Origin of the sequence: Amycolatopsis deserti, from assembly GCF_014653945.1 — a bacterium.
Lineage (GTDB): Bacteria > Actinomycetota > Actinomycetes > Mycobacteriales > Pseudonocardiaceae > Amycolatopsis_E > Amycolatopsis_E deserti.
On sequence record NZ_BNAU01000005.1, the window covers coordinates 400,109 to 423,776 of the forward strand.

A 23,668-nucleotide genomic window follows, 5' to 3' on the forward strand; every position below is an offset into this window, starting at 1 on the left:
CATCGCCGCACGAGTGGACACCTCACAGCGAGGAAGACATGAACGGTCCCGTCATCGCCGCACCGGGTGGGCATGTCACGCACCAGCGAAGGACCACCCGCCGCCCCGTGGCGTACACCGCCCGAAGAAAACCCAGCACCACGAAACCGGGGCCAAGCCACCGCAACCGGAACCCCGACAACTCACCCCACCCGGTGCAGCCAGGTCACCGGCGCCCCATCCCCGGCGTGCCGGAACGGCTCCAGCGCCTCATCCCAGCTCGACGCCAGCAGCTCGTCCAGTTTGTGCGCCAGCTGCTCCCCCGCGCGACAAGTCGCGACCAGCGTGCGCAGCTGGTCCTCGCCCACGACGATGTCTCCGTTGGCGCTCGTGCGACCGCGCCACAGGCCCAGCCCGGGCACGTAGCAGAACCGCTCACCATCCACGCCGGTGCTCGGCTCTTCGGTCACCTCGAAGCGCAGCATCGGCCACGCCTTGAGACCGGCCGCCAGCTTGGCGCCGGTGCCAGCGGGCGCGCTCCACGTGCACTCGGCACGCAGCTGCCCTGGAGCGGCGGGTTGCGCCGTCCACTTCAGATCCACTCGGGTACCCAGGGTGCCCGAAATCGCCCACTCGACGTGCGGACACACCGCAGACGGCGACGAGTGGACGTAAACCACGCCACGGGTGCTCACTGCTGACCTCCGCTACTCGACGAGGGGCGTCTTCCCCTACGACCTCGCGAGCCTCGGCGCGTCAGCCGTCAAGCAACCTTGACGTGACTGCCCCATATTGTGCACCGCGGCAGTGGCATTTCGCCACAGGAACCTCAGATGTCGCAGCACCACCACGGCGCGGAAGCCATCACGGCCCCGTCAACGCTCCCACCGCGGCCACCGTGTCCACCAGCCCGGCCCCCTTGTCGAAGCTCGAACCGCCCTCGTACGCCGCGCCGTCACTGTACTTGTACGCCGTCGACTTGATCGCGGTCTCGATGTCACCGGGCGTGGCGCCCGGCCGGGCCTGGAACAACTGCGCCACGATGCCGGTGATCTGCGGCGTCGCCATCGACGTCCCGCTGATCACGTTGTACGTGCCCACATCCAGCAGCCCCGGACCGTTCGACGGCTGCAGCCCGGTCGAGCAGATCACCAGGTACGGGCGGCACGCCGACAGGATGTTCTCACCCGGCGCGGACACGTCCGGCCACGTCGACGGGTCCGTGGCGAGCCCGCGCGAGGAGAAGTCGGACACCGTGCCGTCGCGTGTGCCCGTGCCCTGGTCGTTGTACGAAGCCACCGAGATCACGCCCGGCGTCGGGTCCTTGCCCGGCGGGTTGGACAGGTCCTCGGAGCCGTCCCCGCCGTCGTTGCCGTTCGCCCACACCGTCACGACCCCCTCGGCCGCCAGCGCGCGCTGCAGCTTCACCGTCGCCGACTGCGGGTCGAACTCGCCGCCGCCGCTCGGGCCGTACGAGTTGTTGATCACCTTGATCGGCGGGCACACCGCCGCCGACACCGCGGCGCCGCACGGCGCTGCGTGGTTCTCCAGCACCCAGTTCAGCGCGGCGTCCGTGCCCAGCACCAGGATCGCCAGCCCGGTCGAGATCGACACGATCTTCGCGCCCGGTGCCGACCCGCCGACCGCCGATCCATCAGCCAGCGTGTACGGCGCGCCCGCCGCGATCCCGGCCACGTGGGTGCCGTGTCCGCCGAGCGCGGTCGTGTCGGTGTCGACCGAGGTGGGCACGTCGACGATGCATGAGGTGGTGGTGCCGTCGAGGCACAGGCTCTTGAGGTTGCGCACCACCCTGGTCGAGCCGTCGGCGCCGCGGAACGCCGGGTGCGTCGGGTCGATGCCGGTGTCGATGATCGCCACCGACACCCCGCGCCCGTCCAGCGGAGCGCCGTCCGCGCCGGTCAGGGTGGTGCGTGCTTCGGCGCTGCGGGTGGCCGTCGTGCCGGACGAGCCGAACGCGACGAGCGGGTCGTTGTTCTCCACGTAGCTGACGCCGGCCACCTTGCGGACGGCGGCGACCTGCGCGGCGGTGCCCGTCGCGGCGACGACGCCGATGCGCGGGAACCGGGTGATCTCCCGCATCCCGGCCGCCCGGACAGCCCGCGCGGCGGTGTCCGCGTCAGCCGCGTGCACCAACGTCGTGAGCGGGGTCAGGCCGCTCGCGCCGGCGAGCACCCGGCCCAGGGTGTCCGACACCGGCGCGAGCGGAGCCTGGGCGTTCGCCGCGGGGACGGCGCCGGCGAGCGGGACGACGAGAGCGGCGACGAAGGTCGTCGCCCACCGGACGGAGCGCCATCTCATCGGGATCTCCTGATCTGTCGAGCAGCCGTACGCCCTACCAACGAGTAGCACACCGATGAGTGACGGTGGTCACGAACGATCACCAACTGTGCAACAACGGCGGGTGATTTTCACACCATCGAGCGGCCAGAACCGGTCGGCGCGCTAGCGTATGCGCGCACGCGGACGGGACCGGGGAGGTGCGAGGTGCGGCTGATCCGCCTGGAACGACAACCCTCGCGCGTCGCCGACGACGTGCGGGCCGCGCTCGCCGCGCTCGGCCGCGGTGACGACTTCGCGGGCGGCATCGCTCTGGCCGGGGCCCGCCCGCTGCCCGGACGGCCACCGGTCGAGGCGATCGTCGTCCTCCCCCGCGCCGTCCTCGTCGTGATCGGCGTCGACCTGCCGGACCCGGCGATCCGCCTGGAAGCGCCCCTGACCGGGCAGTGGAAGGCCGACGGCTGGCCGCTCGTCGCCGACGGCGAGGTCGTCAACCCCGCGACCGACGCCCTCGCGTTCGCCGACGCCGTCGCCGAACGGCTGCGACCGGACGTCCCCGAACACCTGCCGATCGCCACGATCATCGCCGTCGGACCGTTCGTCGAGGAGATCGAGCAGCCGCCCGCCGACCTCGCCGGCAACGTCCGCGTCCTGTTCCCGACGCAGAACAGCCTGCTCGCCGCGATCGCCTCGCTCACCCCGGCGCCGTGGCCGTGCACGCCGGCCCAGGCGCGCGCGCTGATCGACACCCTCGCCCCGGACACCAACCTGACCGGGGACGCCCTGGCCGCGGAAGGCTTCACCGTCACCGAGGAGTCGGCCACGGTGAAGCTGCCGCCGGTCAAGCCGCGCCCGCGCCGGACCCGCCCCGCCGAGCCGGCAGCCGTGCCGCCGATCGTCCCGCCCGCCGAGGTGACCATGCCGGTGCCGCGCGTCACCGCGGCCGCGCCCGTGCGTACGACCCCGGCTCCCGGGCAGGTGCCGTGGCGGCCGGTCGGGGCGATCGCCGTGGCGCTGGTGCTGGTGGTGATCGTGCTCGTCCTGGTGACGACCGGCGGGGACGACGAACCGGTCACCGCGCCCGCCACGACCACCGCGGTCACGCCGGTTCGGCAGGCCGTGGCGGGCATCGAGTTCACCAAGCGCGCCTCGGGCACGGAACGCACCTGCGCCGCCCGCGCCTACGGGGACCTGCAAGCGCGGTTGCAGGCCGGCGGGTGCGCGGGCATGGAGCGTGGCAGCTTCGAAGCCACCGTGGACGGGCGCGTGGTCGCGGTGTCGGTCGCGGTTCTCACCTTCGGCAGCGACGAGCAGGCCGCGGCGTTCAAGCAGCTCGCCGACACCCCGGGCAGCGGCGGGATCACCGACCTGGCGACCGAGACCCACCAGTGGCCGCGCGAACCGGACACCGCCGGGGCCGCCTACCAGAGCGCGATCTCCGGCGCCGCGGTCCGGCTGGTGCTGGCCGCCTACTCCGACGGCCACTCCACCCCGGACGACCCGGCCCTGCTGCGGGCGGCGGGCGCGGCCCTGGGCGTGCGGATCAGTTAGCCGACCGCCGCGGCGAGGATCTCCTCGGCGTGGGTCCACAGGAGAGCACCGCCCGCACCGGGCACGACGCGCCGTTCGGCCCCCGGGATACGTGCGGTGAGCAGCGCGCCCAGGTCCGGCGAGTGGACGCGGTCCCGCTCGCCGAACCACACCCGCACGCGCACCCGGATCGCGGCCCAGTCCAGCTGCCACGGCGACATCGCGATGAGCGTGTCGGTCGCGTAACCGGCGCCGTCGTTCGCGAACCCTTCCCGCAGAGCCGCGCGGTACCGGGCCAGGAACGCGGGGTCGGCGTACACGTCACGGTCGGCCGGATCCGCGCCGTCCAGCACCATCCGTTCCATCCCGTCCGGGCCGAGCCCGGCGAAGAACGCGCGCGCAGCCTCCGGCTCCTCACGCACCCGCGTGACGACGTCCCGCACCGGGCCGGGCAGCCGCGCGAACACACGGGGGTCGGCGACCTCGTCGGCGGGGGAGACCAGCAGCAGCCGGGACGCGATCCCGCGGGCGGCGGCCGCGAGCCCGAAGACGGCGGCCTGGGAGTTCGCCACGACCGGCAGCGGCCCGCCGAGCCGCGTCACGAGACGGTCGAGGTCGGCGGCGGTGGACGCGGCCGACCGGCGGGGATCGGGCGTCGACGCGCCGATGCCGGGGCGGTCGACCGTCACCAGCCGGACCCCGAGCCGGGCGAGGTGCTGGTCGCCGAAGGTCATGGAACGGCCGGTCGCGGCGCCCGCGAGGAACAGAACCGGTGTGCCGGCGCCGGTCTCGGACCAGGCGAGAACCCGGCCGCCGGGCAGCGGCAGCTCGTGATCGACGGACACGCGGCCAGGGTCGGTCACCGCGGCCGCGTCCGGCAAGCGGTTTTTCAGAGCCCGTACTCCTCCAGCAGCCGCAGCCACACCTCGCTGATCGTCGGGAACGACGGGACCGCGTGCCACAGCCGGCCCAGCGACACCTCGCCGGCGATGGCGATCGTCGCCGAGTGCAGCAGCTCCGCGACGTCCTGGCCGACGAACGTGACGCCGACCAGCACCTCGCGCTCGGTGTCGACGATCATCCTGGCCTTGCCCGCGTAGCCGTCGGCGTGCAGCGACGAACCGGCCACCGCGATGTCGATGTCGACCACCCGGTGCGGCGCGCCGGACTCCGGTTCGGTCAGCCCGACCGAGGCGACCTCCGGGTCGGTGAACACGACCTGCGGCACCGCGTGGTGGTCGGCGGTGGCGCTGTGCTTGCCCCACGGGCGGGTGTCCACGGGCTTGCCGGCAGCGCGCGCGGCGATCACGTCGCCGACCACGCGGGCGGCGTACTTGCCCTGGTGCGTCAGCAGCGCCCGCCCGGTGACGTCGCCCGCCGCGTACAGCCAGTCTCCGTCCACTTCGGACACCAGGCCGCTGTCGTCCACGGTGAGCGGCTTGCCCGGCGCCAGGCCGATGACCTCCAGCCCGAGGTCGTCGGTGGCGGGGCGCCGTCCGGTGGCGACGAGCACCTGATCGGCGGTGACGACCGCGCCGCCCTTCAGCTCCAACCGGGCGGCACCGTCCACAAGGGAGGCTCGTTCCAGGCCGGATCCGGTGTGCACGCGCACGCCGTCGGCACGCAGCCCGTCCGCGACGGCGTCACCGGCGAAGTCCGGGTACCGGGGCAGCGGGCGCGGGCCGGTGACGATCAGGTCCACCTGCGCACCGAGCCGGGCCCAGGCCTGCGCCATCTCGACGCCGACCACCCCGCCGCCGACGACGGCCAGCCGTTCCGGGACCGTGCTGCTGGACGTCGCCTCGCGTGAGCCCCAGACCGGCACCTCGTCGAGTCCGGGGATCGGCGGCGTCTTCGGCACGCTACCGGTACAGACCACCACGGCGTGCAGCGCGCGCAGCACCCGGCCGCCGTCCACAGTGATCTCGCGCTCACCGGTGATGCGGGCGCGCCCGCGGATCGGCTCGATGCCGGCGCCGCGAGCCCAGTCGAACTGGCCGTTGTCGTCGCCCTTGCTCGTGAAGTGGTCACGGCGCTCGAACACCGCCACCGGGTCGAGGGCCTCACCCACCGGAACGCCGGGCAGCCGACGGGCCGCGGCGAGCGCGTTTCCCGGTCGCAGCAAGGCTTTGCTGGGGATGCAGGCCCAGTAGGAGCACTCACCCCCGAAGCGTTCCTGCTCGACCAGCGCGGCGGACAGGCCGCCCTTGACCGCCCGGTCCGCCGCGTTCTCCCCCACCGGTCCGCCACCGATCACGATGACGTCAAAAGTCTCCTCGGACATGGGTCACAGCGCACACCAGCCCGGCGCCCGGCGCAAGTGGGGCGGGTATTCTCAGCGGCAAATCGTAAGTACTGGAGGTTATCGGTGGCGAAGAACACCGCGGTGCAACTACTGGACGACCTGAACGGCGAGCCGGCCGCGGAGACGGTGCGGTTCGGCCTGGACGGCGTCGAGTACGACATCGACCTCTCGGACTCGAACGCGAACAGCCTGCGCGAGCTGCTGGCGACGTATGTGGAGGCGGGCCGCCGCACGGGCGGCCGCAAGCGCCCGCCGCGCCGCCTCGCGCCGGCCAAGCGCACCCGCCGCGCGAACTCCCGTGGTACGACGGCGAAAACCAGTGGCACGGGTTCCGCGAAGGCGACGGACCCGGCGGCGAAGACCGCGCGCCGGGCCACGGCGAAGAGCACCACCGCGGCGGCGAAGACCGCCGCCAAGGCGGCACCCAAGAGCACGGCGAAGAACGCCACCGCCACGAAGAGCAAGACCGGAACCGCGGCGAAGCCGAGCACCCGCAAGGCCGGAACCGGGGCGAAGCCGGGCGCTGACAAGGCCGCCACCCCGGCTAAGCCTGGCGCTGACAAGACCGCCACCCCGGCGACCAAGCCCGCCACCGAAGCCGCGGCGAAGCCCGCGACCCGCCGCAAGGCGGCCAAGGCCATCGCGAAGCCCACCGAGGCCAAGGCCACCGCGGGCAAAACCACCCCGGCGACGAAGGCTGCCGAAGCCAAGGCGGCCGGGCCCAAGACGAGGACCAAGGCCGTAGCCACGGCGGCGAAGCCCGCCGACACCAAGACGACCGCCGTCGCGGCCAAGGCCGCCAGCGGCACCAAGACGCCGACCGGCGCGACCAAACCCGCCACCGGCAGCAAGGCGGCCACCGCCGCGACCGCACCCGCCAGCAGTGGCAAGGCCGCCAGCGGCACGGCCAAGGCCGCCACCGGCGGTAAGGCGCCCACCGCCGCGGACAGGCCCGCCAGCGGCGCGAACGGGACCGCCAGCGGCGCCAAGACGGCCTCCGGCGGAAAGACGGCTGCTGCTGCGGCCAAGCCGGCCAGCGGCGGCAACGCGGCCAAGGCTGCCAGCAAACCAGCCGCTAAGCCGTCGCGCGCCAAGGCCAAGCCTGCCAACACCAAGCCCGCCGAGACGGCGCCCGCCAAGGAGAACGCCTCCGCCAAGAAGCCGGCCACCAAGAAGGTCGCCCCGGTGGAAAAGGCGCCCCGCAAGACCGTCCGCAAGGCGCCGCCGGTCGTGTTCTCCGCGGCCGGTAGCTAGGCAGACGCGGCCTCCGCGGCCGGCGAGGCACCCCCAAAGCGGCCGGCAACCAGCAACGCACCGCTCGCCGTGACCGGCCGCGGGCGGTGCCTGGCAAGGCGGCCGCCGGTCGTTCTCCCAGCGGGAATCAGCGAGGCAGGCAATCGCGCGGGGTGATCCAGCGCAGCAGGTGGCAACCGGCTCGCCGCTCACGCGGCGGCAGCCGGTCACCACGCAGGTGCCCGAGCAGCTGTCACCTCATCAGTCACCACGCAAGCGGCTCCAGCACGGCAACCACCCACCCGCGGGCCAGAAATCACCTCATCGGTCGATGCCCAAGTGCTCCCGCAGCGTTGTGCCGCTGTAGTCGCTGCGGAAGACGCCCCTCTCCTGCAACAGTGGCACCACCTTGTCGGCGAACGGGTCCAGTCCCCCGGGCGTCACGTGCGGCACCAGGATGAACCCGTCGCTCGCGTCGGCCTGGACGTACGTGTTGATCGCCTCGGCGACCGTCGCCGGCGAGCCTACGAACGTTTGCCGTCCGCTGACCTCCACCACCAGGTCCCGGATCGACAGGTTCTTCGCCTCCGCCAGCTCCCGCCACTCCCGCACGGTCGCCACCGGGTCCCGGTACACGCGCGTCTGCGCGCGGCCCTTCGCGAGCGCGTCCGCGCCGACCACCGGCTCGACGTCGGGCAGCGGGCCCTCCGGGTCGTAGCCCGACAGGTCCCGGTTCCACACCTGCTCCAGGAACTTGATCGCCGTCTGGCCGCTGACCTGCTGGTACCGCACGATCCCCGCCAGCTCCTCGGCCTCGGCGTCGGTGTCGCCGAGCACGAACGTCGCCGCCGGCAGCACCAGCAGCTGGTGCGGCTGGCGCCCGTAAGCCGCCAGCCGCCGCTTCACGTCGGCGTAGAACTTCTGCCCCGCCTCCAACGTCCCGTGCCGGGTGAAGATCGCATCCGCCGTCGCCGCGGCGAACTCGCGCCCCTCGTCCGAGTCGCCGGCCTGCAGGATCACCGGCCGGCCCTGCGGCCCGCGCGGCACGTTGAACCGGCCCGCGATGTCGAACTGCGCGTCGTGCCGTTCGAACTCGCCCGCCCGCGGATTCCGCAGGAACACCCCGGACGACTTGTCCGCGGCGATGTCGTCCGCACCCCACGAGTCGAACAGCTCGAACGCCGTGTCCAGGAACAGCTTCGCCCGCTGGTAGCGCTGCTCCTCGGGCAGGTAGCCGCCGCGGCGGAAGTTCTCCCCGGTGAAGGCGTCCCACGAGGTCACCACGTTCCACCCGGCCCGGCCCTCGGACAGGTGGTCGAGGCTCGCGAACTGGCGCGCCACCTCGTACGGCTCGTTGAACGTCGAGTTGATCGTCCCGGTCAGGCCGAGCCGCTCGGTGACCGCGGCGAGCGCGGCCAGCACGGTGAACGTGTCCGGGCGGCCGACCACGTCCAGGTCGTAGATCCGGCCCGCGTGCTCGCGCAGCCGCAGGCCCTCGGCGAGGAAGAAGAAGTCGAACTTCGCCCGCTCGGCGGTCCGCGCGAGATGGGCGAACGAGGAGAACTCGATGTGGCTGCCCGCCTCCGGGTCGCTCCACACGGTGGTGTTGTTGACGCCGGGGAAGTGCGCGGCGAGGTGGATCTGCTTCATCGCGTCGCTCCTGCGTAACGGTTCGCGGGACGCTCCAGGCCGAGCAGGCCCCGCAGCGTGCTGGCCTCGTACTCGCGGCGGAACGCGCCGCGCTGCTGCAGTTCGGGCACGAGCCCGCGGGTGATGGCGGTCAGATCGTGCGGCAGGACGCCCGGGCGCAACCGGAACCCGGACAGGCCGGCGTCGCGCCAAGCCAGCAGCTGGTCGGCCAGCTGAGCGGGCGTGCCGGTGAAGACCAGGGCGTCGGAGGTGAACTCGGCCCGATCGTCCAGGCGGGCCTTCCGATCACGCGCCGACTGCTCGGTCTCGTCGAGGAACACCACGACGTCGGCGAAGACGAGCAGGTCCTCCCGCAGCTCCTGGATCTCCGCCCGCGCAGCCCGCGCCTGACCGGTGTCGTGCGGCGTGACGAACACGACGTCGGCCGAGCGGGCGGCGAGCCGGTGGATCTCGGTGATGTGCGAGAGCACCGCGACCGGCGGCTGGCCCTGCGGCGGGCGCGGCGTGATCGATGGGCCCTTCACGCTGAAGAACCGGCCGGTGAAGTCGATGTAGTGCAGCTTGCCGCGGTCGATGAAGCGGCCGGTGGCGACGTCGCGGATCTCCGCGTCGTCCTCCCAGCTGTCCCACAGGCGCCGCACCACCTCGACCCAGTCGCCGGCCTCCTCGACCAGGTCGGGCAGCGGGACCGGGAACTCGCGGCGGCCGAAGTGCGCGGCGTCCTCGGGGCTGCTCGCGATCCGGACCCGCACCCCGCCCCGGCCCTGCGAGACGTAGTCGAGCGTGGCGATCGCCTTGGACAGGTGGAACGGTTCGGTGTGCGTGACGACCGCCGTCGGCAGGAACCCGATGTGCCGGGTCAGCGGAGCCACGCGGGACGCGATCAGCACGGCGTCCAGCCGCCCGTCCACCCGGTCGGTGCGCCCGTCCCGCGGCGCGCCGAGTGAGTCTTCGATCGTCACGAAGTCCAGCAGGCCGCGTTCGGCCTCGACCACCAGATCGCCCCAGTACCGCGGGCGGAACAGCTCGTCCGGGCGCGCGTCCGGCTCCCGCCACGCGGCCGGGTGCCAGCCCGCGCCCTCCAGTGCCACCGCGAGATGAACCATGCCTCGCTCCTTTCGCCTCCCCAGCTCCAGCGACCGGGCGGCCCGCGCTATTTCGCGTACCACCCGTTGGGACGCCTACGGTGGGAGGCATGTACTCCAAGGAGATCGAGGTGAAGACCGGCGGCCGCGCCGTCGTGCACGACCTGACCAAACAGGCCGAGGCGTTCCTGGCCGAGGCGGAGGCGGCCGACGGGCTGTTGCACGTCTTCGTGCCGCACGCCACCGCGGGCCTGGCGATCCTGGAGACCGGCGCGGGCAGCGACGACGACCTGCTCACCGCGCTGGACGAGCTGCTGCCCCGGGACAACCGGTGGCGGCACCAGCACGGCAGCTCGGGCCACGGCCGTGACCACGTGCTGCCCGCGCTGGTGCCGCCCTACGCGAGCGTCCCGGTGCTGGGCGGGTCGCCGGCGCTGGGCACCTGGCAGTCGATCTGCCTGGTGGACACCAACATCGACAACCCGGTCCGGCACGTCCGGTTCAGCTACCTGGCGGGCTGAAGCTCCGGCGCCGCCTCGACCGGTGCCGGCTCGCGTTCGCGGCCCGGCCAGGCGATCACCACCAGGCCGGCGACCAGCATCGCGCCGAGCACCCAGACGCCGGTGGTGACGTCGGGCGCGTCCGCCGTGCCCTGCAGCAGGCTGCGTGTGCCCTCAGTGGAGAACCGGAACGGCGTCCACGACCACAGCAGGACCCGGTAGGCGGGGTTGAGCAGCTCCGGCACCTGCCCGGCGACGTTCGGCGCGAGCAGGTACAGCGGGCCGAGGATCGCCATCGCCCGGATGCCCAGCAACCGCAGCAACGCGGTCTGCACGGACGCGAACGCCGCCGCGGTCAGCAGGATGTAGCCGAGCACGTCCCAGTCCAGCGGCAGGGACGAGTCCCACAGCGCCAGGAAGCCGGCGGCGACACCGGTGATCAGCACGGCGCCGACGATGACCTGGGTGAGGCGCGCGCCGACGCCCACCCGTCGCCCGGCGCGCTGGGCGAGGACGACCAGCAGCGCGCCCGCGGCCAGGCTGCCCACCCACGCGAGGATGCTCACCGCGAGCGGCGCGGTGCGGCCCGCCGCGCTCGCCGGGTGCACGGTCTCCACCCGCACCGGGGCGGCCGGGGTGCCGGTCGCCTGGCTCATCGCCGTGGCGAGCGCCTGCCCGGCCCCGGTGAGGGCCTGCTGCGCGATCTGGCTGCCGCTCGGGTTCACCGCGCCCGACACGACGACGCCGATGTGCCCGGGCGCCAGTTCCAGGACGCCGTAGACGTCCTTGTCGTCGAGCAGCCGCCTGGCCTCCGCCGATGAAGTGACCTGCCAGCTCAGCGCTTCGCCGCTCTGGTCCTGCAAGTGCGCGGCCGCGGCGCGCAACTGCGGCGGGGCGTTGTCGGGCACCGCGACGGCCACGGGCAGCCCGTGCGGTTCGACCGACGCCTGGACCCCGACGGTGAGGAATCCCAGCACCACCGCGATCACCGCACCGGCCAGGGCCGCCAGTACGGCTGTCGGCCTCCGGGATGTGCCGGCCATGGGGACCTCCCCTAGGTAATTTCTTCGACTGTTGAATTCAGGACCTACGCTAGCCCGGCCGCGCGTTCGAAGTCAACGCTTGATGAATAACGGTCTTGGTAGCGTCGGCGGATGTGACGAGCAGTGCGCACCGCCTGGTGCTGTGGGACATCGACCAGACCCTCATCGACCTGCGCGGAGCCGGCCGCGGCTGGTACCAGCGGGTGCTCGAGGAGGTGACCGGCGTCGCGATGACCGAGATGCCGGACTTCTTCGGGCGGACCGAGCGTGCGATCACCGCGGAAGTGCTGACGCGGCACGGGATCGAGCCGACCGAAGAGCTGATCCGGAAGATGTGGGCGGCGCTGACCGCGGTGTCCGAACTGGCGTTGCCGGAACTCGCAAAGCGTGGCCTGGCGCTGCCCGGCGCGGCGGCGGCGCTGGCGGGGGTGGCCGCGGCGGGTGGTGCGGTGCAGTCGCTGGTGACCGGGAACCTGCGGGAGATCGCGTGGCACAAGCTGTCCGCGTTCGGGCTGCACACGCATCTCGACTTCGAGATCGGCGGCTACGGCGACCTGTCCGCGAACCGGCCGGACCTGGTGGCGTACGCCGTGGACCGGGCGCACGCCGCGCTCGGACGGCCGTTCGAGCCGGCGTCGGTGATCGTCGTGGGTGACACGCCGCACGACATCGACGCCGCACGGGCCCACGGCGCGGTCGCGGTCGGTGTGGCGACGGGCCGCTTCGATTCCGAGGCGCTCCGGGAGGCCGGGGCGCAGGTGGTGCTGCGGGACCTCAGCGACACGAAGCTCGTGCTGTCCGCGGTCTTCGGCTGAACACGGAAACGGCCCGCCGCGAATCGATCGCGGCGGGCCGTTCGCGCGGACTGCGTCAGCCGCGCACCAGCTTCACCAGGTGGTCGACCACCGCGTCCACCGCGATCTCCTCGCGGTCGCCGGACTTGCGGTCCTTGACCTCGACCACGCCCTTGGCCAGGCCGCGGCCGACGACCAGGATCGTCGGCACCCCGACCAGCTCGGCGTCGGCGAACTTGACGCCCGGCGTGGCCTTGCGGTCGTCCAGCAGGACCTGCACACCGGCCGCGTCGAGGTCGGCGGCCAGCTTCTCCGCGCCAGCCGCGATCGACTCGTCCTTGCCCGCGATCACCACGTGCACGTCGTACGGCGCGATCTCGCGCGGCCAGATCAGGCCCAGCTCGTCGTGGCTCTGCTCGGCGATCACCGCGACCAGGCGGGACACGCCGACCCCGTAGGAGCCCATGGTGATGCGGATCGGCTTGGAGTCCGCGCCGAGCGCGTCCAACTGGAACGCGTCGGTGTACTTGCGGCCCAGCTGGAAGATGTGCCCGATCTCGATGCCGCGCGCCGCGACCAGCGTGCCCTGCCCGTCCGGCGAGGCGTCGCCCTCGCGCACCTCGGCGGCCTCGATCGTGCCGTCCGGGTGGAAGTCGCGGCCGGCGACGAGGTCGACGACGTGGTGGTCGGCCTTGTCGGCGCCGGTGACCCACGCCGTGCCGGTGACCACACGCGGGTCGACGAGGTAGCGGACCCCGTTGTCCTGCAACGCCTTCGGGCCGATGTAGCCCTTGACGAGGAACGGGTTGGCGGCGAAGTCGGCCTCCTCGAGCAGCGCGACCTCGGCCGGCTCCAGGGAGGCTTCCAGGCGCTTCTGGTCGACCTCGCGGTCACCGGGGATGCCGATGCCGAGGATCTGCCAGTCCTTCTCGCCCGGCTGGCGGATCTTCACCATCACGTTCTTGAGCGTGTCCGCGGCGGTGAAGGTGCGGCCCAGGTCGGCCTTGGTGTTGAGGTAGTCGACCAGCGTCTGGATGGTCGGCGTGTTCGGCGTGTGGTGCACCTGCGCGTCCGGCTTGTCCTCGATGGACTGCGCGGGCGGCGGCGGGGTGACGACGGCCTCGACGTTGGCCGCGTAGCCGGAGACGTTGCTGCGGACGTAGGTGTCCTCACCCGTTTCAGCGACGGCGAGGAACTCCTCGGACGCCGAGCCGCCCATCGCGCCGGAGGTCGCCGCGACGATCACGTACTCCAGGCCCAGCCGGTCGAAGAGGCGGATGTAGGCCTCGCGGTGCAGCTGGTAGGACCGGGACAGGCCGTCGTCGTCGAGGTCGAAGGAGTAGGAGTCCTTCATGACGAACTCGCGGCCACGCAGGATGCCGGCGCGGGGGCGCGCCTCGTCGCGGTACTTGGTCTGGATTTGGTACAGGATGACCGGGTAGTCCTTGTACGAGCTGTACTCACCCTTCACGGTGAGGGCGAACAGCTCCTCGTGCGTCGGGCCGAGGAGGTAGTCGGCGCCCTTGCGGTCCTTGAGGCGGAACAGGGCGTCGCCGTACTCGGTCCAGCGGCCGGTCGCCTCGTAGGGCTCGCGCGGCAGCAGCGCGGGGAAGAGGATCTCCTGCGCGCCGATCGCCGCCATCTCCTCGCGGACGACCCGCTCGATGTTGCGCAGCACCCGCAGGCCCAGCGGCAGCCACGAGTACCCGCCCGGCGCGACCCGGCGGACGTAGCCGGCCCGCGTCAGCAGCTTGTGGCTGGGAACCTCGGCGTCGGCCGGATCCTCGCGCAGCGTGCGCAGGAACAACGACGACATCCTGGTGATCACTGGGCTGCTCCTCGGCGTCGAAACACGGTGTGAACAGGGTAGTCGGCGCCCGCGCGGGGCTTTCAACCGGTTATCGCGCGGCCCGGGATTGTCGGTGGGGCGCGCTACCGTCGCGGCATGACTCTCGAACTGGGGATGGTGACCGTGGACTGCGCGGATCCGCGGCAGATGGCGGCGTTCTGGTGCGGTGCGCTCGGCGTGCGGATCGACCAGGACTGGGGTGAGTACCTGGTGCTGACGCCCGCGCGCGAGGGCGGTGTGCGGCTGGGGTTCCAGCAGGTGCCGGAGGAGCGGGCCGGGAAGAACCGGCTGCACCTGGACCTCGCGACCACCGACCGGGCGGGCGAGGTCGCCCGGCTGACCGGCCTCGGCGCGAGGGCCGTCGGGGAGCACGAGGCGCCCGGCCTGGCGTGGACGGTGCTCGAGGACCCGGAGGGAAACCAGTTCTGCGTCGGCGAACCGCACTGAGGCTCGCCGCGAGTCCCGCGCTCAGCCTCGCTGAGTCCCTCAGCGCCGCGAGTCCCGCGCTCAGCCTCGCTGAATCCCACACTCGGGCCCGCGAGTCCCACACTCGCGCGGGCGAGTCCCACACCCAGCACCGCGAGATTCGCACGCCGCGCGATGACTTCTGCGCTCGGAGCGCGTGAGTTCCGCGCTTGCGGCGGCGGGACTCGCGGGCGGGTGGCCTCAGCGGGGCAGCACCGCGCCCAGCTCGCGTGCCGCCTCCTGTAAAGCCGGCACGAAGGCCTCCAGCTCGGCCACGGAGATCCGGTACGCGGGCGCCGCCGTCGAGATCGCGGCTATCACCATGCCGTCGGGGCCCAACACTGGCACTCCGACCGCCCGGATGCCCGGCTCGTGCTCCTCGTCGGCCATCGCGTAGCCGCGGGCTCGCACCGAGGCGATCTCCCGCGCGAACTCCTCCCGCGAGGTGATCGTCCGCGGCGCCAGCTCCGCCAGCTCCAGCGACTCCACGAGCGCCTCCCGCTCCGGTGCGAACGCCACCAGGCACTTGCCCATCGCCGTGCAGTGCAGCGGCCCGCGCAGTCCCGGCTCGCCGCGGATCTGGATCTGCCGCGGGCCCTGCACGGAGTGCACGTAGACCTGCTCGTGCCCGTCCAGCACCGCCATCAGCGTCGGCTCGCCGGTCTGCTCCGTCAGCGCCCGCAGCACCGGCAACGCCACCCCCGCGAACCCCCGCGCGTGCGACACCCGCTGCCCCAGCTCGAACAGCCGCAACCCCAGCGCGTACCGCTTCGACCCGGGATCACTGCGCGCGAAACCCTGGTCCTGCAACGAACCCAGCAACCGGTGCGTCGTGCTCACCGGGTACCCGGCCCGCCGCGCCAGCTCGGACAGCCCGGCCCCGTCCGGGTACTCGCCGAGCAGCGACAGCACCCGCAGGGCCTTGCCCACCATGTCAGCCACGCACCACCCCTTGACGCCGCACGGACAAAGTTCCACACTCGATCAGCACCACATTACGGAAGAGCTTTCCATATTACGGAAAGAACGGCAAGGAGGCCGCCTTGGAGAGCCCACCAGCGACCAGCACGACCGGCACGGCCGCACAACTGGGCAGGCAGCGCTGGCTGCGCCTGATCCCGATCGTGTTCGTCACCTACAGCCTCGCCTACCTGGACCGGTCGAACTTCTCGATCGCGGCGGCCGGGGGCATGTCCGAGGACCTGGGCATCACCAGCTCGACCTCGGGCCTGATCGCGGCCTCGTTCTTCGCCGGCTACTTCCTGCTGCAGGTTCCGGGCGTGCTCTACGCCGACCGCCGCAGCGTGCGCGACCTGATCTTCTGGTCGGTCCTGGCCTGGGGCGCGCTCGCCACGCTGCAGGGCCTGCTCAGCTCGGTCCCGCTGCTGATCGTCGTCCGCTTCCTGCTCGGCGCGGTCGAGGCGGCCGTGCTGCCGGCGCTCGTCGTCCTGCTCGCGCGCTGGTTCACCAAGGCCGAACGCGGCCGCGCCAACGCCTTCCTCATCCTCGGCAACCCGGTCACCGTGATGTGGCTGTCCGCGGCCTCCGGCTACCTCATCGAGGCCACCAGCTGGCGCGGCATGTTCATCATCGAGGGCGTGCCCGCGCTGATCTGGGCGTTCTACTTCCGCGCCCAGGTCCGCGACCGGCCCGCCGACGCGACCTGGCTGGCCCCGGCCGAACGCGAAGCCGTCGACGCCGCCATCGCGAACGAACAGGCCGAACTCGCGACCACCACCGAGACCACCGGCCGCCACCCGCTGATCGACGCCCTGCGCACCCCGGCCGTGCTGGTGCTGTCCGCGCAGTACCTGCTGTGGAGCGTCGGCGTGTACGGGTTCGTGTTCTGGCTGCCCTCGATCGTCAAGGCCGGGTCGTCGGCCGGCATCGGCGCCACGGGACTCCTCTCGGCGGTCCCCTACGCCTTCGCCGTCGTCGCGATGCTGCTCAACTCCCGCAGTTCCGACCGCAGCCGCCGGCGCATCCGCTACGTGTGGCCGTGGCTGCTCGCCGGCGCGGTCACCTTCTACGGCTCGTACCTGGCCGGTCACGACGCCTTCTGGTTGTCGTTCCCGCTGCTGGTCCTCGCCGGGATCGCGATGTACGCGCCCTACGGCCCGTTCTTCGCGATGATCCCGGAGCTGCTGCCGCGCCGCACCGCCGGTGTCGCCGTGGCGCTGGTCAACGCGGCCGGCGCGCTCGGTGGCTTCCTCGGCACGTATCTGGTGGGCTGGTTGCGCACCGCCACCGGCACCGACGCCGCGGCGTTCCTGATGCTGGCGGGCACGATGGCCGCGTCCGCGCTGGTCCTGCTCGCCGTCCGCACCCCGAAGAGGAAGGTCGCATGACACCTCGAGTTCTGCTGCCCTGGTCCGACCTGACCGTCCCGGACGGCCTGGACACCGCCGTCTACGACGGCACCGGCACCCCACCGGACCTGGACGGCGTCGAGTTCTACGTGCTGCCCTACGACAGCGGCCCGGAGCCGCCGAAGCTGATCGCGAAGATGCCGTCCCTGAAGGCCGTGCAGTCGCTGTCCGCGGGCGTGGACAACCTGCTGCCGCTGATCCCGGACGGCGTCACCCTGACCAACGGCCGCGGCCTGCACGACCTCAGCGTCGCCGAACACACCCTCGCCCTCATCCTGGCCGCGCAGCGGGACCTGCCGCGCTGGTTCCGCCAGCAGCGCACCGGCTCGTGGGACCGCGAGCACACCCGCTCGCTGGCCGACGAGCGGGTCCTGCTGGTCGGCTACGGCTCGATCGGCAAGGCCATCGAGCGCTACCTCGAAGCCGGAGAGGCCGACGTCGTGCGCGTGGCGAGCACCGCCCGCGAGGGCGTGCACGGCATCGACGAGCTGCCGGAACTGCTGCCCGGCGCGAGCATCGTCGTGCTGATCCTGCCGGACACGCCGGCCACCCGCGGCCTGATCAGCGCGCCGGAGCTGGCCGCTCTCGAAGACGGCGCGCTGGTGGTGAACGTCGGCCGCGGCACCGCGATCGACACCGCGGCGCTGACGAAGGAGGTCGCGGACGGCCGCCTGCGGGCGGCGCTGGACGTGGTGGACCCGGAACCGCTGCCCGCGGATCACCCGCTGTGGCAGCTGCCGGGAGCGATCATCACCCCGCACGTGGCGGGCGGCTCGGACTCGTTCCACCCCCGCGCGAAGCGGCTGGTGGAACAGCAGCTGGCGCGGTTCGCGCGGGGCGAACCGCTGGTCAACGTGGTGCGGTGATCAGGACGCCTGCGCGTACTCGACGACGTAGTCGGCCGTGCAGACGCAGTCGCCGTCGACCTCGTCGCACCGGATCGTGAGGCTGTGCCGCACCAGGTCGGTGTCGGTGCAGTCCGGTTCGGTGCACTCCACCAGGGCGTCCACGTGCAGGACGAGGGTGCCGTGGCAGTGATCGAGGTCCCGTGCGCAGCTGGGGCACTCCATGTCTGACACCTTCCGCCGGTTCGGGTTGCGGCACCTTGGTACCACCACCCGCCAGCCGACGGTGGGAGGAGGCCCCGGCGTGTCGGCGTGAGGTCAGGCGCTCTTCGGCGAGCGGCGGCCACGGGCCGGGGTCGACGACGTCCCAGCCGGTTTCTTGGCCGCCGTGCGCTTGGCCGGTTTGCGGGCCTTCTTGGCCTCGCTGACGCTGGCCTCGAGCGCCGCCATCAGGTCGACCACGTCGGTCTTGGGCGCGCGGCCCTTCGGCCGGGTGGTCTTCTTGCCCGCGATCTTCGCCTCGATCACCGATTCCAGCGCCTCGCGGTACTGGTCGGTGTACTTGTCCGGGTCGAACACCGGCTCGGACAGCGACTCGATCAGCGAGCCGGCCATGCTCAGCTCCTGCGGCCGGACCTGGGGCAGCTCGTCGCGCAGGAACCCGAAGTCCGGGGTGCGCACCTCGTCCGGCCACAGCATGGTGGTCATGACCATGACGTCGGCGTGCACGCGCAGCAGGGCCAGCGTCTCGCGCTGGCGCAGGGCGACCTTGGCGATGGCGACGTTGCCGGACTTGTGCAGCGCGTCGCGCAGCAGCACGTACGGCTTGACCGCGGCCTTCTGCGGCTCCAGGTAGTAGTGCCGGTCGAAGTGCAGCGGGTCGATGGCCTCCAGCGGCACGAACTCCAGCACGTCGATGACGTTCGAGCTGGACAGCGGCAGTTCCTTGAGGTCCTCGTCGGTGATGACGACCATCTCGCCGTCGTCGGTCTCGTACCCCTTGGCGATGTCGGCGTAGGGCACCTCTTCGCCGTCGACGGTGCAGAAGCGCTTGTACTGGATGCGCCCGCCGTCGGTGACGTGCACCTGGCGCAGGGACACGTTCTTGTTCTCGGTGGCCGCGTAGAGGTTGATCGGGATCGTGACCAGCCCGAACGACACCGAGCCCTTCCACATCGATCGCATCGCCGGGGCCCTCCGCTCCTGCCGACATAACCGCAGGTCGGACGTTACGCGAGAACCGGGCCGGCCACCAGGCGGCCAACCGGCGGCAGCGCGGCCGTCCGGGGGGAGGGCACCGCGAGTGCATCATCTCCGCACCATCACGACCCCACCGATCACCGCGCGGGAGAACTAGGCTGTGGCGGTGGCGGGCACACTTCCGAGCGAGCTCACCAGCTTCGTCGGCCGGCGGCAGGAGCTCGCGGACATCCGGCGGCTGCTGTCCGCCGCGCGCCTGGTGACGCTGACGGGGCTCGGCGGGGTCGGCAAGACCAGGCTCGCGGTGCGGGCCGCGGTCGGGCTGAAACGCGCGTTCCCGGACGGGGTGCACTTCGCCGAGCTGGCCGCACTGGACGACCCGGCGCTGCTGCCGCAGACCGTCGCCACCGCGCTCGGTCTGCGCGACGAGGCCGTCGAGCCCGCGGACCGGCTCGCCCAGTTCCTCGGCGACCGGCAGGTGCTGCTGGTCCTGGACAACTGCGAGCACCTCACCGACGCGTGCGCGACCCTGATCGGCAAGCTGCTCGCCGCGACGAGCGGGCTGCGCGTGCTCGCCACCAGCCGCCAGCGGCTCTCGGTCGAGGGCGAGCACCTGCTGCCGGTGGAGCCGCTGAGCCTGCCCGAGCGGAGCGGGACGACCGAGGGCACCGACGGCTGGGACGCGATGTCGCTGTTCGCCGACCGCGCCGCCGCCGTGTCCCCGGGCTTCGCGGTGACCGCTCAGAACGAGCCGCTCATCGCGGCCATCTGCCGCCACGTCGAGGGGCTGCCGCTGGCCATCGAGCTGGCCGCGGTCTGGCTGCGCACGTTGTCGCTGGCCGAGCTGAACGACCGGCTGACCGACCGGTTCGCGCTGCTCACCGAGGCCTCCCGCACCGCGCCGGCGCGCCAGCAGGGCCTGGAGGCGCTCGTCGACTGGAGCTACCGGCTGTGCCTGCCCGCCGAGCAGCGGGTGTGGGAGCGGCTGTCGGTGTTCCGCGGCGGGTTCGACCTGCCGGCGGCCGAGTACGTGTGCGTGGGCGAGGACATCGGCGGAGACACGGTCCTCGGCCTGCTCGCCGGGCTGGTCGACAAATCGGTTCTGGTGCGGGTGCGGGAGACCTACGGGCACAGCGCGCGCTACCGGATGCTGGAAACGCTCGCCGAGTTCGGCGCGGCACGGCTGGCCGAGCACGGGGATCCGGCCGCGTCCGCGCGGCGGCACCGCGACTTCTTCCGCGCGCTCGCCCACCGGTTCACCGAGGAGAAGATCACCGCGCGGCAGCAGGACTGGATCGCGCGGCTGCACAGCGAGCACGCCAACCTGCGGGCCGCGCTGGAGTCCTGGCTGGAGGAGCCGGATCCGCGCCCGGCGCTGGAGATGGCCGGGAACCTGTCGACGTTCTGGATCGCCGGCGGACACCTGGTGGAGGGCAGCCGGTGGCTGGACCGCGTGCTCCAGCTCGACGGCGGCCCGTCCCGGGAACGCGCCCGCGCGCTGCACGCGTCGCTGCTCACCTGCACCTGGCTCGGTGTGCGGAAGGGGTTCGCGGGGCGGCTGCGCGAGTACCGGTCGATCGCGGCGGAGCTGGACGACGCGGTGATCAGCGCCGAGCTGCTGGTGTGCGAGGGCGTCAGCCGCTACTTCCTCGGCGACCCGCGGCGGGCGTGCGAGCTGCTGGAGAAGGCGCAGGAGGCGTGCCGGGAGATCGGCAACGACGGGCTGTCCCTGCAGATCCTGCCGTACCTGGCGCTGGCGCGGTTCGCGCTCGGCGAACCGGATGCCGAGCAGGCGGGTGAGCAGGCGGTGGAGCTGTGCGCGGCGCACGGCAACCCGCCCTGGTACACGGCGCTGGCGGTGTGGGTGCTGGGCCTGGCGTTGTGGCGGCGGGGCGATCTGCAGCGCGCGCAACGCCTGCAGCGCGAGGCGATCCGGCTGCGTGAACCGGCCGGCGACCACTCCGGGATCGCGCTCAGCCTGGAGTCGCTCGCCTGGTGCGCGGCCTCCGAGCGCCGCTTCGACCGGGCCGCGCGGCTGCTGGGGGCGGCCGCGACCGCGTGGCGGCTGTCCGGCGCCGGGCGGATCGAACCGGCGCTGCAGCAGGTGTCCCGGACGCACGCCGCGCTGCCGGCGCGGGAAGCACTGGGGCGGCAGGTGTTCGAGCAGGAGTACGCGCGCGGGGCGTCGATGACGCTCGACAAGGCGGTGGCGTTCGCCCTGGACGAGCGGCGCACCCAGGCGACACCGGAAAGCCCGTCCCGCAACCCGTTGACCGCGCGCGAGTCGGAGATCGCCGCGCTGGTGGCGAAGGGGCTGAGCAACCGGCAGATCGCCGGGCAGCTCGTGATCTCCCAGCGCACGGCCGAAACGCACGTCGAGCACATCCTCGCCAAGCTCGGGTTCAGCTCGCGGAGCCAGATCGCCGCCTGGATCACGGCCAACGAGTCGTGACGCCGGAGGAACTGCGCGCGCGGGTGGCGGAAAGGTACGCGCGCCTGGACGTGCCCGCGTGGCCCGACCCGCACGCGGACACCGACTCCCCGCGCGACGACGAATACTCCCGGGTCACCGATCCCGGGCGGTACCGCGTCACGCACGCGCGCGGCCGGGCGTGGGCCGGCGTCCTCGGGGACCTGCCGGGCGTCTCGGTCGAGACGCTCGCCCCGGCCCCGCTCGACGACCAGGGCGAACTGGGCCGGTTCGACCGCGGGGTCCGGATCTCCTCGTCCCGGCCGGGCACGCTGCCGCTGCTGCTGCTCGAACAGGACGCGCCGCTGTCCGGGGCCGCCGGAACCATCGCGGTCCTGCACATCAGCGTCGCCCGGCCGGGCATCGCCCTCGCGGCGCACCCGGACTGCGGTTGCGACGCCTGCGACCAGGGCTCGGACGACCTGCTCGAGGCGATCGACCAGGAGGTCGCCACCGCACTCGGCCCGTTGGTGGTGCTGCACGGGCACGGCTGGAACGCGCAGTGGCACCCCGGCGGCAGCAGGTCCACCGGCATCGACCACGATCGGGCGATCGACCTGTGCCGCCGGCTCGCCGAGGGCGCCCGCGTCCCGCTTCCGGCGGGCACCGAGGTCCACGTCGGCCGCTCGTGGCTCAGCTGACCTCCGCGGGCTCCCGGCTGCGGATCCGGCCCAAGCGGGCCGGCACGTCGAAGCCGACCAGCAGCGCCGTGAGCAGCGTCAGCCCGGCGGCGAGCCAGCCCAGCGCCGGTCCGAGGCCGATGTGCCCGGCGACCTGGGCGCCCAGCAGCGGGGCGACCGCGCCGCCGAGCGCGCCGACGTTGTAGGTGAACCCGAGGCTCGCCGCGCGCAGGCGCGTCGGGAAGTGGTCGCCGATGTACTTCGGAAGCAGCCCGGAGATGCCGGAACTGGTGCCCTGCAACACGAACAGCAGCACCCACACCAGCACGACGCTGCCCGGGCCGAGCGCGAACGCGGGGAACACGAACACCAGCGACAGCAGCAGACCGCCGACGTAGGCGGTGCGCGTGCCGAACCGGTCGCCGAGGATCCCGGCCAGGCACGACCCGGCCGCGTACCCGAGTCCGGCCCAGGTCAGCGCGTTGGCCACCTGCCCGGGGTTGTAGTGCAGCACCGTCTTCAGGTAGGTGGGCAGCAGCGACTGGATCGGCCAGGAGTACAGGAACGCGCAGAACACGGTCAGCATCAGTCCCACCGCCACCGGCCACGCGCGGCCGCTGATCTGCGCGCCGAACACCACGAATCCGGCCACGCACAACGCGATGTACAGCGGGTACAGGTTCCCCGCGTGACCGGAGAAGATCAGCACCAGGCAGGTCGCCAGCACCAGCGCGACGACGACGTTCAGCACCGCCCAGCGCCGGTTGAGCAGCGCGGTCGCGCTCGTCTCGCCGGCCTTGCCGGAGGCGACCTCCTCGGTCCAGTCCTTCGCCTCGGGCAGCGCGCGCCGCAGCCACAGCGCCACGAACACCGGCAGGATGCCGAGCCAGAACAGCCAGCGCCAGCCGAGGTTCGGCACGATCAGGTCGTAGGCGCGCGCGGCCAGGACCGTGCCGATCGGGTAGGCCGACAGCAGGAACCCGGTGGCGCGGTTGCGCAGGTCCTTCGGCCAGCTCTCCATGACGTAGGTGCTGCTCGAGCCGTACTCGCCGGCCATGCCGAGGCCGACGACCGCGCGGAAGATGAACAACGACCAGTAGTCCCAGGCGAACCCGCACAGCGCGGTGCCGACCGCGTAGAGCACGATGGAGGCGATCATCGCCGGGCGGCGGCCGAAGCGGTCGCCGAACGCGCCGAGCGCGAGCCCGCCCAGCCAGCGCGACACGAAGGCGGCCGACACCAGCGTGGCGGCGGTGGCGAGCGACAGGTCGAACTCGTCGCTCAGCTCGGTGAGCACCAGCGTGATGATGACGAAGTCGAAGCCGTCGAGCAGGTAGCCGAGCCACGCCGCGCCGAACGCCTTCCACCGGCCGGGGCCCAGCCTGCGGTACCACGGGGTCATGTTCGTCACCTCTTCATCGAGGGGTAGTCGT

At 72.6% G+C, this 23,668-nt stretch carries 21 protein-coding genes; 9 read left to right on the forward strand and 12 right to left on the reverse strand.

All coding sequences use genetic code 11. The features are described 5' to 3' along the window. Positions 1-182: 182 nt before the first annotated feature. Together IE290_RS22990 and IE290_RS22995 are read right to left on the reverse strand one after the other, a co-directional pair. Positions 183-674 (reverse strand): DUF3145 domain-containing protein, encoded by a 492-nt coding sequence (locus IE290_RS22990; RefSeq protein ID WP_191246743.1) that lies wholly within the window; start codon positions 672-674, stop codon positions 183-185. 169 nt (positions 675-843) lie between these two features. After that, a complete protein-coding gene (locus IE290_RS22995) occupies positions 844-2,298 on the reverse strand; it encodes a S8 family serine peptidase (protein WP_191246744.1) in 1,455 nt (484 codons plus the stop codon). A 186-nt stretch (positions 2,299-2,484) separates the two neighbouring features. Here IE290_RS22995 and IE290_RS23000 point away from each other — a divergent pair, with 186 nt between their 5' ends. Beyond that, positions 2,485-3,828 carry a hypothetical protein gene (locus IE290_RS23000; RefSeq protein WP_191246745.1) on the forward strand — a complete coding sequence of 448 codons (1,344 nt, stop codon included), beginning with the start codon at positions 2,485-2,487 and terminating at the stop codon, positions 3,826-3,828. Here IE290_RS23000 and IE290_RS23005 read toward each other — a convergent pair. Together IE290_RS23005 and IE290_RS23010 are read right to left on the reverse strand one after the other, a co-directional pair. Next, entirely contained in the window at positions 3,825-4,652 is an 828-nt protein-coding gene (locus IE290_RS23005; RefSeq protein WP_191246746.1) for an alpha/beta fold hydrolase, read from the reverse strand. The two genes, IE290_RS23000 and IE290_RS23005, sit on opposite strands and share 4 nt — an antisense overlap. Before the next feature lie 44 nt (positions 4,653-4,696). Continuing rightward, positions 4,697-6,091: a dihydrolipoyl dehydrogenase family protein gene (locus tag IE290_RS23010; protein WP_191246747.1), complete on the reverse strand. Its 1,395-nt coding sequence runs from the start codon at positions 6,089-6,091 to the stop codon at positions 4,697-4,699. 36 nt (positions 6,092-6,127) lie between these two features. Between IE290_RS23010 and IE290_RS38310 the strand changes: the two genes are divergently transcribed. Further along, the gene (locus IE290_RS38310; RefSeq protein WP_308431369.1) at positions 6,128-7,366 is read left to right on the forward strand and encodes a histone-like nucleoid-structuring protein Lsr2; all 1,239 of its coding nucleotides are present in this window, start codon (positions 6,128-6,130) and stop codon (positions 7,364-7,366) included. A 300-nt stretch (positions 7,367-7,666) separates the two neighbouring features. Here IE290_RS38310 and IE290_RS23020 read toward each other — a convergent pair whose 3' ends face one another. Both IE290_RS23020 and IE290_RS23025 read right to left on the reverse strand, forming a co-directional pair. Next, positions 7,667-8,995, reverse strand: a complete 1,329-nt coding sequence (locus tag IE290_RS23020) for an NtaA/DmoA family FMN-dependent monooxygenase (protein WP_191246748.1) — start codon at positions 8,993-8,995, stop codon at positions 7,667-7,669. After that, complete coding sequence (locus tag IE290_RS23025) at positions 8,992-10,101, reverse strand: LLM class flavin-dependent oxidoreductase (RefSeq protein ID WP_191246749.1); 1,110 nt, start codon at positions 10,099-10,101, stop codon at positions 8,992-8,994. The genes IE290_RS23020 and IE290_RS23025 overlap by 4 nt, the downstream gene beginning before the upstream one ends. Positions 10,102-10,190: 89 nt before the next feature. Here IE290_RS23025 and IE290_RS23030 point away from each other — a divergent pair, with 89 nt between their 5' ends. Continuing rightward, on the forward strand, positions 10,191-10,601 hold the full coding sequence (locus tag IE290_RS23030) for a secondary thiamine-phosphate synthase enzyme YjbQ (RefSeq protein ID WP_191246750.1): 411 nt from the start codon (positions 10,191-10,193) through the stop codon (positions 10,599-10,601). Here IE290_RS23030 and IE290_RS23035 read toward each other — a convergent pair. Then, complete coding sequence (locus IE290_RS23035; RefSeq protein WP_191246751.1) at positions 10,586-11,623, reverse strand: ABC transporter permease; 1,038 nt, start codon at positions 11,621-11,623, stop codon at positions 10,586-10,588. The genes IE290_RS23030 and IE290_RS23035 overlap by 16 nt on opposite strands. Positions 11,624-11,736: 113 nt before the next feature. Between IE290_RS23035 and IE290_RS23040 the strand changes: the two genes are divergently transcribed. Then, positions 11,737-12,438 carry an HAD family hydrolase gene (locus IE290_RS23040; protein WP_191246752.1) on the forward strand — a complete coding sequence of 234 codons (702 nt, stop codon included), beginning with the start codon at positions 11,737-11,739 and terminating at the stop codon, positions 12,436-12,438. 55 nt (positions 12,439-12,493) lie between these two features. Here the strand turns inward: IE290_RS23040 and IE290_RS23045 are convergent, their stop codons facing one another. Next, positions 12,494-14,245 carry a proline--tRNA ligase gene (locus IE290_RS23045; RefSeq protein ID WP_191246753.1) on the reverse strand — a complete coding sequence of 584 codons (1,752 nt, stop codon included), beginning with the start codon at positions 14,243-14,245 and terminating at the stop codon, positions 12,494-12,496. 117 nt (positions 14,246-14,362) lie between these two features. Between IE290_RS23045 and IE290_RS23050 the strand changes: the two genes are divergently transcribed. After that, positions 14,363-14,713, forward strand: coding sequence for a VOC family protein (locus IE290_RS23050; protein WP_191246754.1), 351 nt, complete (start codon positions 14,363-14,365; stop codon positions 14,711-14,713). A gap of 219 nt (positions 14,714-14,932) precedes the next feature. Here IE290_RS23050 and IE290_RS23055 read toward each other — a convergent pair whose 3' ends face one another. After that, positions 14,933-15,664, reverse strand: a complete 732-nt coding sequence (locus IE290_RS23055; RefSeq protein ID WP_191246921.1) for an IclR family transcriptional regulator — start codon at positions 15,662-15,664, stop codon at positions 14,933-14,935. A 110-nt stretch (positions 15,665-15,774) separates the two neighbouring features. Here IE290_RS23055 and IE290_RS23060 point away from each other — a divergent pair, with 110 nt between their 5' ends. Both IE290_RS23060 and IE290_RS23065 read left to right on the forward strand, forming a co-directional pair. Continuing rightward, positions 15,775-17,079: an MFS transporter gene (locus IE290_RS23060; RefSeq protein WP_191246755.1), complete on the forward strand. Its 1,305-nt coding sequence runs from the start codon at positions 15,775-15,777 to the stop codon at positions 17,077-17,079. Beyond that, positions 17,076-17,966 (forward strand): 2-hydroxyacid dehydrogenase, encoded by an 891-nt coding sequence (locus IE290_RS23065; RefSeq protein ID WP_191246756.1) that lies wholly within the window; start codon positions 17,076-17,078, stop codon positions 17,964-17,966. The genes IE290_RS23060 and IE290_RS23065 overlap by 4 nt, the downstream gene beginning before the upstream one ends. On the opposite strand, the gene IE290_RS23070 is transcribed toward IE290_RS23065, so the two are convergent. Then, entirely contained in the window at positions 17,967-18,170 is a 204-nt protein-coding gene (locus IE290_RS23070) for a hypothetical protein (RefSeq protein ID WP_191246757.1), read from the reverse strand. It lies immediately after the preceding gene. Between the two features lie 93 nt (positions 18,171-18,263). Beyond that, on the reverse strand, positions 18,264-19,130 hold the full coding sequence (ku, locus tag IE290_RS23075; protein ID WP_191246758.1) for a non-homologous end joining protein Ku: 867 nt from the start codon (positions 19,128-19,130) through the stop codon (positions 18,264-18,266). Positions 19,131-19,311: 181 nt separating this feature from the next. Between ku and IE290_RS23080 the strand changes: the two genes are divergently transcribed. After that, positions 19,312-21,597: an ATP-binding protein gene (locus IE290_RS23080; RefSeq protein ID WP_191246759.1), complete on the forward strand. Its 2,286-nt coding sequence runs from the start codon at positions 19,312-19,314 to the stop codon at positions 21,595-21,597. Beyond that, on the forward strand, positions 21,594-22,256 hold the full coding sequence (locus IE290_RS23085; RefSeq protein WP_191246760.1) for a DUF6226 family protein: 663 nt from the start codon (positions 21,594-21,596) through the stop codon (positions 22,254-22,256). Before IE290_RS23080 ends, IE290_RS23085 begins: the two co-directional genes overlap by 4 nt. Here the strand turns inward: IE290_RS23085 and IE290_RS23090 are convergent. Then, positions 22,249-23,637, reverse strand: coding sequence for a sialate:H+ symport family MFS transporter (locus tag IE290_RS23090; RefSeq protein WP_191246761.1), 1,389 nt, complete (start codon positions 23,635-23,637; stop codon positions 22,249-22,251). The two genes, IE290_RS23085 and IE290_RS23090, sit on opposite strands and share 8 nt — an antisense overlap. Positions 23,638-23,668 lie beyond the last annotated feature (31 nt).

Excerpts from the sequence above, each read along its gene's own strand:
- IE290_RS22995 (WP_191246744.1), bottom strand. The coding sequence starts at position 2,298 with ATGAGATGGCGCTCCGTCCGGTGGGCGACGACCTTCGTCGCCGCTCTC.
- IE290_RS23010 (WP_191246747.1), bottom strand. The coding sequence starts at position 6,091 with ATGTCCGAGGAGACTTTTGACGTCATCGTGATCGGTGGCGGACCGGTG.
- IE290_RS23020 (WP_191246748.1), bottom strand. The coding sequence starts at position 8,995 with ATGAAGCAGATCCACCTCGCCGCGCACTTCCCCGGCGTCAACAACACC.
- IE290_RS23025 (WP_191246749.1), bottom strand. The coding sequence starts at position 10,101 with ATGGTTCATCTCGCGGTGGCACTGGAGGGCGCGGGCTGGCACCCGGCC.
- IE290_RS23030 (WP_191246750.1), top strand. The coding sequence starts at position 10,191 with ATGTACTCCAAGGAGATCGAGGTGAAGACCGGCGGCCGCGCCGTCGTG.
- IE290_RS23035 (WP_191246751.1), bottom strand. The coding sequence starts at position 11,623 with ATGGCCGGCACATCCCGGAGGCCGACAGCCGTACTGGCGGCCCTGGCC.
- IE290_RS23050 (WP_191246754.1), top strand. The coding sequence starts at position 14,363 with ATGACTCTCGAACTGGGGATGGTGACCGTGGACTGCGCGGATCCGCGG.
- IE290_RS23055 (WP_191246921.1), bottom strand. The coding sequence starts at position 15,664 with ATGGTGGGCAAGGCCCTGCGGGTGCTGTCGCTGCTCGGCGAGTACCCG.
- IE290_RS23065 (WP_191246756.1), top strand. The coding sequence starts at position 17,076 with ATGACACCTCGAGTTCTGCTGCCCTGGTCCGACCTGACCGTCCCGGAC.
- IE290_RS23070 (WP_191246757.1), bottom strand. The coding sequence starts at position 18,170 with ATGGAGTGCCCCAGCTGCGCACGGGACCTCGATCACTGCCACGGCACC.
- ku (WP_191246758.1), bottom strand. The coding sequence starts at position 19,130 with ATGCGATCGATGTGGAAGGGCTCGGTGTCGTTCGGGCTGGTCACGATC.
- IE290_RS23090 (WP_191246761.1), bottom strand. The coding sequence starts at position 23,637 with ATGACCCCGTGGTACCGCAGGCTGGGCCCCGGCCGGTGGAAGGCGTTC.